Source organism: Arthrobacter sp. 2RAF6 (assembly GCF_052115205.1).
Classification (GTDB): Bacteria; Actinomycetota; Actinomycetes; order Actinomycetales; family Micrococcaceae; genus Arthrobacter.
The window spans coordinates 20,307-28,683 of the sequence record NZ_JBFRGF010000055.1 but is presented as its reverse complement, the minus strand read 5'-3'; the positions used below and the strand labels follow the sequence as shown (position 1 = coordinate 28,683).

The following is an 8,377-nucleotide window of genomic DNA, read 5'->3' as shown; positions in this document are numbered from 1 at the left end:
CCCGTCCACGAAGATCCGGCCGTGCCCCACGGTGGAGAAGCCCAAGCGGATCGTGCTGCTCTCCTCGGGCGTGTAGTGGGTGTGGAACTGGACCATGGAGGACTCCGCGATGGGGGCGTCCCCGCCGAACCAGACCAGCGCGGTGGAGCGGCGGTCCTCSGCGAAGAGTTCCTTGCCGGTGGAGGCAAAGAAGCGCACCCGCAGCCCCGGCCCGCCCGTGACCGGGTTCCTGAGCTGTTCCAGGGGCAGTTCGGCGATGCCTTCCTGCACCACTGCGCCCACGTTGTAGGAGACCTTCTCGGGGCCGAACGCGGCACGGATCCCGTCCAGCGGGGTSACGATCTTYTCGGGGACCACGGTCGCGGACCCGCCGCCCTGGGTCCGGGCATGGCGGGCGTTGTGCCCGATCACCGCGACGCTGGTGACAGAGTCGGGAGCCAGCGGCAGCACGCCGTCGTTCTTCACCATCACCGTCCCGGCCACGGACGCCTCCCTCGCGAACGCGAGCGGATCCTCGCGGTCTATCGGAACGGCCTGAACGGGTTCGAAGCCCTCCAGGGCGCCCACCCGCGCGGCGAGSTGSAGGATCCGCAACACCTTCCGGTCAATGCTGGCCTCCGGAACCGTSCCGCACTTCACCGCCAGCACGAGCGCCGAACCCCAGGGACCGTCCGGGCCGGGCATCACCAGGTCCTGGGAGTGTTTCGCGCTTTCCACGCTGCGCACCGCGGTCCAGTCGCTGATCACCACGCCGTCGAAACCCCACTCGGTGTTCAGCGGGGACTCCAGCAGCTCGTTCTCCGTGGCCGTAGCGCCGTTGACCGAGTTGTACGCGCTCATCACCAGCCACGCCTTCGAGTCCACGATCGCCTTCTCGAACGCCAGCAGGTACAGCTCGCGCAAGGCCCGGTCCCCCACCTTCACATCCACCGTGAACCGGTCCGTCTCCGAATCATTGGCCACGTAATGCTTCGGGGTCGCACCGACGCCGTTGCGCTGGACCCCGGCCACATACGCCGCCGCGAGCTCCGCGGTCAGGACCGGGTCCTCGCTGAACGCCTCGAAATGCCGCCCGCCCAGCGGGGAACGGTGCAGGTTGATCGTCGGGCCCAGCACCACATCGACCCCCTTCCGGCGCGCCTCCACCGCCGACGCCGCCCCCAAACGGTCCGCCATCGCAGGATCCCAGGACGAACTGATCGCCGTGGCCGAGGGGAAATTCATCGACGGCTGCCGCTCATCCCACACCTCACCCCGCACCCCCGTCGGCCCGTCCGAGAACAACATCCGCCGCAACCCGATCCGCTCCACCGGCCACGTCGTCCAGAAATCCCGGCCCGTCAACAACCGCACCTTCTCCTCCAGGCTCAGCCGGGCCAAAAGGGACTCGAGGCGTTGGTCGATGGTCTTGTCGGTGAGGAGTTCCATGGTGGCTTTCTTGTCTGTCATGAGAGATGAAGTGTCGATGCTCATACGGTGGCGCCCGTGGTGACTGCGGCCCCGGCGGCTTCGCGTTGGGTGGCGATGATGTTTCGGTACCAGTACGCGCTCCACTTGGGGATGCGGGCCTGGGTGCCGTAGTCCACGTAGACCAGCCCGAAACGCTTGTCGTAGCCTTCGGCCCATTCGAAGTTGTCCATGAAGGACCACGCGAAGTAGCCGCGAACGTCCACGCCGTCGGCGATCGCCTCTCCTACCGCGGAAATGTAACCGCGCAGGTAGTCGATGCGTTCGGGGTCGCGGACCTCGCCATTCGGATCCACATAGTCATGGAATGTCACGCCGTTTTCCGTGACGTACAGCGGAAGGGAGGTGTACTCGGCGGCGACCCGCTTGAGTACCGCCTTGAGTGCCTCGGGCGTATTGGACCAACCGAACGACGACGGCGCTGGCTGCACATGCGTCCAGCTCGCCCCGCCCGGGGCTGCTTCGTCCGCGGAAACCAGCATGTTGGTGTAGTGGTTGATGCCTGCAAAGTCACCAGGCGCCGAGATGATGGCCAGGTCCCCAGGCTGGACCAGGTCTTCTGCTGCGGCCCCTTCGCCGGTGGCGGTCAGTCCGTACTGGCCGTAGGCCGCAATAGTGGACTCGGCGTAACGGCCTCGGTAGACGGGATCCAGGAAGATCCGGTTGCTGACGGCGTCCCAGTATTCCGTGGCTTTGCGATCGGCGTCGGAGTCGCTGGCCGGGTTGAGGTTGTCGATGATGTTGGTGATGCCAACCTTGGCCCGAGGACGGCGGGCCCGGAACTCTGCCAGCGCCAGGCCGTGGGCCAGGAGCAGGTGGTGGGCCGCACGTACGGCGAGGCGATCGTCCTTGAAGCCCGGGGCCTGCATGCCCCAGGAGTGGCCAAGGAAGGCCGCGCACATCGGCTCGTTGATGGTGATCCAGTGCTCGGCGAGGTCGCCCAGTGCCTCCGCCACGAGTCCGGAGTACTCCCCGAAACGGTAGGCAGTCTGCCGGGCCGGCCAGCCGCCGTCGTCCTGCAGTGCCTGTGGCAGGTCCCAGTGGTAGAGCGTTACGTACGGAGTGATGCCACGGGCGGCGCAGCCCGCCAGCAGCTCACGGTAGAAGCGCACGCCTTCAGGGTTGAGCGGACCGACGCCGGTGGGCTGCAACCGGGACCAGGACAAGGACAGCCGGTAGGACGGGATGCCCAGCTCCGCCATGAGGTCAAGATCCGCTTCCCAGCGGTGGAAGTGGTCGCAGGCGATGTCCCCGTTGTCACCGTGGATGGTGCTGCCCGGCTCGTGGGAGAAGGTGTCCCAGATGCTCTGGCCGCGTCCGCCCTCGTTGACGGCACCTTCGATCTGGTACGCCGCGGTGGCCACGCCCCAGGCGAAGTCGGCGGGAAAAGCGGCGGCTGGGGAGAGTTCCGGGCTCGCGGACAGTGGCGGCTGCGTCATGGGCTCGCCTTTCTTGAAGTCTTCGGATGATGAGTGGGTTAGGGCGTCAGGCCACGCCGGCTTGGACGTTCTGTTGGTGCTGGATGTCCAGCAAACGGAGGCGGTCGGCGCGGCGTTGGGCTTGCCGGTCCGGGTCAGGGACCGGGGCGGCCATGAAGAGGCGCTGGGTGTAGGGATGTTCCGGTTCTCCGGTGACTTGCTCGCCGTCGCCCCATTCCACGATTTCGCCGTGATACATCACGGCCACGCGGTGGCTGAGGTGGCGGACCACCGCGAGGTCATGGGAGACAAAGAGGTAGGCGACGCCGGTGCGTTCCTGGATCTCGATGAAAAGATCCAACACCGTGGCTTGGGTGGAGAGGTCCAGGGCCGAGACAGGTTCGTCACACACGATTAGCTTCGGGTCCAGGGCCAGGGCCCGGGCGATAGCGATGCGTTGGCGCTGCCCGCCGGAGAACTCGCGCGGCAGCCGGTGGGCGGCGCCGTGCGGCAACCGGACCTGGTCCAGCAGCTCGGCGACCCGCTTGTTGGCCTCCTGGCGTTCTACTTTCCGGACCGTGAGCGGCTCCGTGAGGATCTGCTCGATGGTCATGGACGGGTTGAGCGAGGTGTACGGGTCCTGGAACACCACCTGGATCTCGTGGCTGAGCTCCTTGCGCTGGGCACGGGTGGCTTTGGAGATTTCCTGGCCGCGGTATTTGATGCTTCCACCGGTGACCGGGGCGAGCCCCAGCACGGCGCGGCCCAGCGTGGTCTTGCCGGAGCCCGACTCCCCCACCAGGCCCACGGTCTCACCGGGGCGGATGTCCAGGGAGACGCCCTTGAGCGCCTTGAATGGTTCCCTCCGGAAGCCCTTGAGGGGATATTCGACGACGACGTCCCGGACGTCGAGCAGCGTTTCGGTCATGGCTTCACTCCTGTCAGGCTGGTGAGCGGTCCGTCGGTGCCAAGCGGTGCACTGCTCGTGAGGGGTCCACGCGGTGGCGCGTCCTCAAGGATCGCGTCCAGGAGCTGCTTGGTGTAGGGGTGGCGGGCGTCCTTGAAGATGGTCCGGACGGGCCCGGTTTCCACGACGCGGCCCGTCTGCATCACGGTCACGCGGTCGCACAGGTCGGCCACGACACCGAAGTTGTGGGTCACCAGGATGACGCCCATTTTCAACTCGTCCTGGAGTTCGCGCAGCAGGTCGAGCACTTCGGCCTGCACCGTGACATCCAGTGCCGTGGTGGGCTCGTCCGCGATGAGCAGGTCCGGCTCGCAGGAGACCGCGCCGGCGATCAGCACCCGCTGGGCCATGCCTCCGGAGATTTCATGTGGATAGGCGTTGAAGGTCCGTTCGGGGTTCGGAATCCCCACTTTGGCGAGCAGGGCCAGTGCGCGCTTCCGGGCCTCCGCCTTGGAGATGCCGAGGCAGACCCGCATGGGTTCCATGAGCTGGCTGCCGATGGTGAAGGCGGCATCCAGGTTGCTCATGGGTTCTTGGGGAATGTAGGCGATGCGCTTGCCGCGGACCTTCGTCATTTCCTTCTCGGAGAGGCGGGCCAGGTCCGTGCCGTCGAAGATGATGGAGCCGCCGGTGACGCGTCCGCCCTGCGGCAGGAGCCGGAGGATGGAGAAAGCGGTCTGGGTCTTGCCCGAGCCGGACTCGCCCACCAGACCATGAACTTCACCGCGGCGGACCGTGAGGCCCACATGGTTCACCACGTGGGTGGTAGAACCGTCGGGCTGGTCGTAGCCGACCCCCAGGTCGGCCACCTCCAGGAGGATCTCACCGACGGGGTTGTCTTCATCGGCGGGCGCCTCGGGATGCACCACGGCAGGCTCGCCGCGCTTGGCGGCAGCTTCTGCGGAATCGACGACGGCGGCCCCCTTGCGGCGGCGCTTGACCGGCCCGCGGCTGCGCTCGAGTTCGTCTCGCATGGCATTGGCCAGCAGGGTCAGGGCAATACAGACGACGCCGAGGATAAGGCTTGGCCACAGCACAAGGGTGGGTGCCTTGTAGAGGTTGATGAAGCCATCGTTGAGCATGCTTCCCCACGTGGGGATGTTCAGGTCGCCGAGGCCAAGGAATTCCAGGCCGGCCTGGATGGCGATGGCGATCCCAAGGACCATGGCGGACTGGATGATCACGGGCGCGCGCACCACAGTGAGGATGTGGCGGCCGATGATCCGGAAATCGCTGAGCCCGGAGACCCGTGCCGCGTCGACGTACAGTTCGTTGCGCACCGCCGTCACGCAGGCGTACACCAGCCGGAAGTAGGCCGGGGAAAGCAGGACGCCGAAGATCATCATGGACAACCACATCGATGGTCCGACGACCGCCCGGGCGGCCAGCAGGATGACGATGCCGGGCATTGCCATCAGCAGGCCGGTGAGCCAGGAGGACATCGAATCGAACCAGCCGCCGTAGTATCCGGCAACCAGGCCGCCGATGACGCCGATCGCGACGGCAACTACGAGCGCCAACAGCGCCCCGGCGAGGCTGAACTGTCCCGCGAAGAGCAGTCGGCTGAAGACGTCACGCCCGGCACTGTCCGCACCCAGCACGTGGTCCGGGCTGGACTTGGCCAGGACCGACTGCAGGCTGGCCAGGCTGGGATCGTGCGTTGCGAGCACAGGTGCCAGCACCGCGGCCAACGCCACGAGCGCAAGGACGAGCATGGATGCGGCGCCGGTGGGGTTCGTGAGGAGCTTGCGGAACAAGGAGACTTTGGCTGCCTGGGTGGGCAGTGCGATGGAAGTGTCGATCATGACAGCCGAACTTTCGGGTTGAGCCAGCCTTGGGCGAGGTCGATGATGAGGTTGACGATCACCACGATGGCGGCGGTGGCGACGACGACGCCCATCACCACCGGGATGTCCCCCTGGCTGGTGGCGGCAACGGCAATCTGCCCGAGGCCGGGGAGGGCGAAGATCTGTTCAACGATCACGGCACCGCCGAGCAAGCCGATGAACTGGACTGCGAGGACTGCCAGGGCAGGACCGCCGGCGTTGCGCAGCACGTGCCTGTACACCACCCGGTTGAAGGAGAGGCCGCGGGCCCGGAGCGTGCGGACATAATCCTGGCGGAGGGCATCTATCAGGGAGCCCCGGACCTGCTGGACCACCGAGGCGACGCAGCCGATCGAAAGGGCGATGATCGGAAGGGTGACGGTGGCCGCCCAGCCGCCGAACGACGTCGTAATCGGTACATAACCGGTGGCCTTGAACCACTTGAGGTTCAAGGCGAACAGGGACACGAGTCCCAAAGCGATCAGGAAGCCGGGAATCGCGAAGCCCAGAACACCCACGAACTGGACCACACGGTCCACCCAGCCCCGGCGCACTGCGGCCAGGACGGCTATGACCACCGAGATCACGGCGGCTATGATGGTGGCGCCCAACACCAGGGAGAGGGTCACGGAAACCCGGCTGGTGACGCCGGTGGCGACCAGCTGGCCGTTGAACCACGAACGTCCAAGGTCACCAGTGAGGGCGTGGGTGACCCAATCCCAGTACTGGACCACGAGCGGGCGGTCCAGGCCCAACTGGGAGGCCTTCAGTGTCACCTGGGCCTGGCTGGCTGTGGGGCCCACAATGCGGCGGGCGATGTCGCCGCCGCCCGCGTACAGCAGCAAGTAGGCGACCGTTGTAATGACGAACAGCAGGAGGACGCCCGAGAGCAGGCGGCGCAGCACGAAACGGTACATCTAAGTTCCTTAGGGGAAGGTTCCTGGGGCCTCCGGGACCAGACCGGCAGCAAGCGGTCCGGTCCCGGCGGCTCTCCGCTAGGAGACGGGAGAGAAGGACCAGATGAACGGGTAGGCGTTACCCGTCTGGACCTCGACCTTGGTCTTGGCGTCGGTGACGAAGCTGGACTGGGGGCGGTACCACGGAGCGAACCAGGCCTGCTCCACGATGTACTTGTTCAGTTCCTTGGCAGCGGCCGTCTGCTCATCTGTAGAACCGACGTGGATCTTGTTGATCAGCTCGTCCACCTTCGGGTCCTCGTACTTGTACGGGTTCCAGGGGGCGGTCGGGGAGATCTTCATGTTGATCAACTGCCAGTCGGACTGCTGCTCCAGGATCATGTAGCTCACGCCATACTTCGGTGCCAAGAGGTCGGCGATGAAGTTGTTGCCGGTGTCCGTGAACTCCGCCGTGATGCCGACATCCTTGAGCTGCTGGGTGATCAGCGCCGGGAGGGTGTTGCCCATGAGCGCGGAGGACGGCAGCTTCAGGGTCAGCCCGCTGGCGTACCCGGCCTGAGCGAGCAATTCCTTGGCCTTGGCGGGGTTGTAGGCATAGCGGGAGTCCAGGGACTTGTCATAAGCAGCCGACGACGGCGGGAACACCTGGGTGGTCAGCTCGCCATAGCCCTGGCCGATTGACTGCAACATCGCCTTGGTATCGAAGGCGTAGTTGAGTGCCTGGCGGACGCGGACGTCCTTGAGCGCGGGGTTGGTGGTACCGGCCCGGTCAAACAGGATGAGCCCTGCCCAGTTGAGCTGGAGTGGATTGACCTTGTATCCGGCGGCCTGGATCTCCGTGAGCGTGTTGTTGTCAGCGGTGTTGGCGGCGTTGAGCTGCCCGGACTTGATGGCGTTCAGCAGGGAGGTCTGGTCGCCGTAGACGTTGAGGACCAGGTTGTCGTAGTGCACCAGGCCCTTGTCCCAGTAATTCGGGTTGCGGTGGTAGCTGTAGGACGTGCCGGTCACGGTGGCGGCAGTATCCAGAACATAGGGGCCAGAGCCGACGGGCTTGGTGGCGATGTCCGCGTTGCCGAAGGACGCCGGGCTTTGCATGAAGGACGCGTCCTTGGACAAGTAGTTCAGGAACGCCGGGTCCGGGGCGGACAGGGTCAGTTCCAGCGTGGTTGCGTCCACGGCTTTGGCAGTCTTCAAGGCTGCCAGGAATTGTGCGTCCGGCGACGTACCTGCCTTGAAGCGTTCGAGGTTTTGCTTCGCGGCGTCGGCGTTGAAGGGGGTGCCGTCGGTGAACTTGACGTCGTCGCGCAGCGTGAGCGTCAGGACGGTCTTGTCCGCGTTGTACTTCCAGTCTTTGGCCAGCATCGGCACGAGCGAGCCATCCGGCTTCATCCGGATCAAAGTGTCGTACACGGCCTGGTAGAACGGCGACAGGTTGGCGAATTCGGACTGGTTTGCAGCGAAGGTCTTGGGCGCAAGGAGAGCGCCGAGGGTCAGGGTTTGGGAGGACTGGTCCTGGGGGGCAGCGGCACCGCCACCACCACAAGCGGTGAGCCCCAGTGCAACAGCCGCAATGAGTGCGGCCATTCGCTTGGATCGGAACATCTTTGGTCCCTTTCACGATCAGTGGCGTCCACCATGGACGGCCATTGGGAAAGACCGTAACATCAAAAACCTAGCGACTACTAGGTTTTAGGAGATCTTTTTGAATCGTTATGAAATGTGACGATGCGCACAGTGGTTGACCAATTGATGGACTTATTCACAATCGACGTTGTTAGGGTT

The 8,377-nt window shown here is 65.3% G+C and carries 6 protein-coding genes; all 6 read right to left on the bottom strand.

The features are described 5' to 3' along the window. Positions 1 to 1,428: glycoside hydrolase family 3 protein (locus AB4Z38_RS23790; protein WP_441431995.1), on the bottom strand; the 1,428-nt coding region annotated here is incomplete at its 3' end. Positions 1,429 to 1,469: 41 nt separating this feature from the next. Next, the gene (locus AB4Z38_RS23785) at positions 1,470 to 2,906 is read right to left on the bottom strand and encodes a GH1 family beta-glucosidase (protein WP_441431994.1); all 1,437 of its coding nucleotides are present in this window, start codon (positions 2,904 to 2,906) and stop codon (positions 1,470 to 1,472) included. A gap of 46 nt (positions 2,907 to 2,952) precedes the next feature. After that, positions 2,953 to 3,813, bottom strand: coding sequence for an ATP-binding cassette domain-containing protein (locus AB4Z38_RS23780; protein ID WP_441431993.1), 861 nt, complete (start codon positions 3,811 to 3,813; stop codon positions 2,953 to 2,955). Beyond that, the gene (locus AB4Z38_RS23775) at positions 3,810 to 5,657 is read right to left on the bottom strand and encodes a dipeptide/oligopeptide/nickel ABC transporter permease/ATP-binding protein (RefSeq protein ID WP_441431992.1); all 1,848 of its coding nucleotides are present in this window, start codon (positions 5,655 to 5,657) and stop codon (positions 3,810 to 3,812) included. The genes AB4Z38_RS23780 and AB4Z38_RS23775 overlap by 4 nt, the downstream gene beginning before the upstream one ends. Continuing rightward, the gene (locus AB4Z38_RS23770) at positions 5,654 to 6,595 is read right to left on the bottom strand and encodes an ABC transporter permease (protein ID WP_441431991.1); all 942 of its coding nucleotides are present in this window, start codon (positions 6,593 to 6,595) and stop codon (positions 5,654 to 5,656) included. The genes AB4Z38_RS23775 and AB4Z38_RS23770 overlap by 4 nt, the downstream gene beginning before the upstream one ends. A 78-nt stretch (positions 6,596 to 6,673) precedes the next feature. Continuing rightward, positions 6,674 to 8,197, bottom strand: a complete 1,524-nt coding sequence (locus AB4Z38_RS23765; protein ID WP_441431990.1) for an ABC transporter substrate-binding protein — start codon at positions 8,195 to 8,197, stop codon at positions 6,674 to 6,676. Positions 8,198 to 8,377: the final 180 nt, after the last annotated feature.

Bases quoted from the DNA above. Each gene is read 5' to 3' on its own strand.
- AB4Z38_RS23785 (WP_441431994.1), bottom strand. From the start codon at position 2,906: ATGACGCAGCCGCCACTGTCCGCGAGCCCGGAACTCTCCCCAGCCGCC.
- AB4Z38_RS23780 (WP_441431993.1), bottom strand. From the start codon at position 3,813: ATGACCGAAACGCTGCTCGACGTCCGGGACGTCGTCGTCGAATATCCC.
- AB4Z38_RS23775 (WP_441431992.1), bottom strand. From the start codon at position 5,657: ATGATCGACACTTCCATCGCACTGCCCACCCAGGCAGCCAAAGTCTCC.
- AB4Z38_RS23770 (WP_441431991.1), bottom strand. From the start codon at position 6,595: ATGTACCGTTTCGTGCTGCGCCGCCTGCTCTCGGGCGTCCTCCTGCTG.
- AB4Z38_RS23765 (WP_441431990.1), bottom strand. From the start codon at position 8,197: ATGTTCCGATCCAAGCGAATGGCCGCACTCATTGCGGCTGTTGCACTG.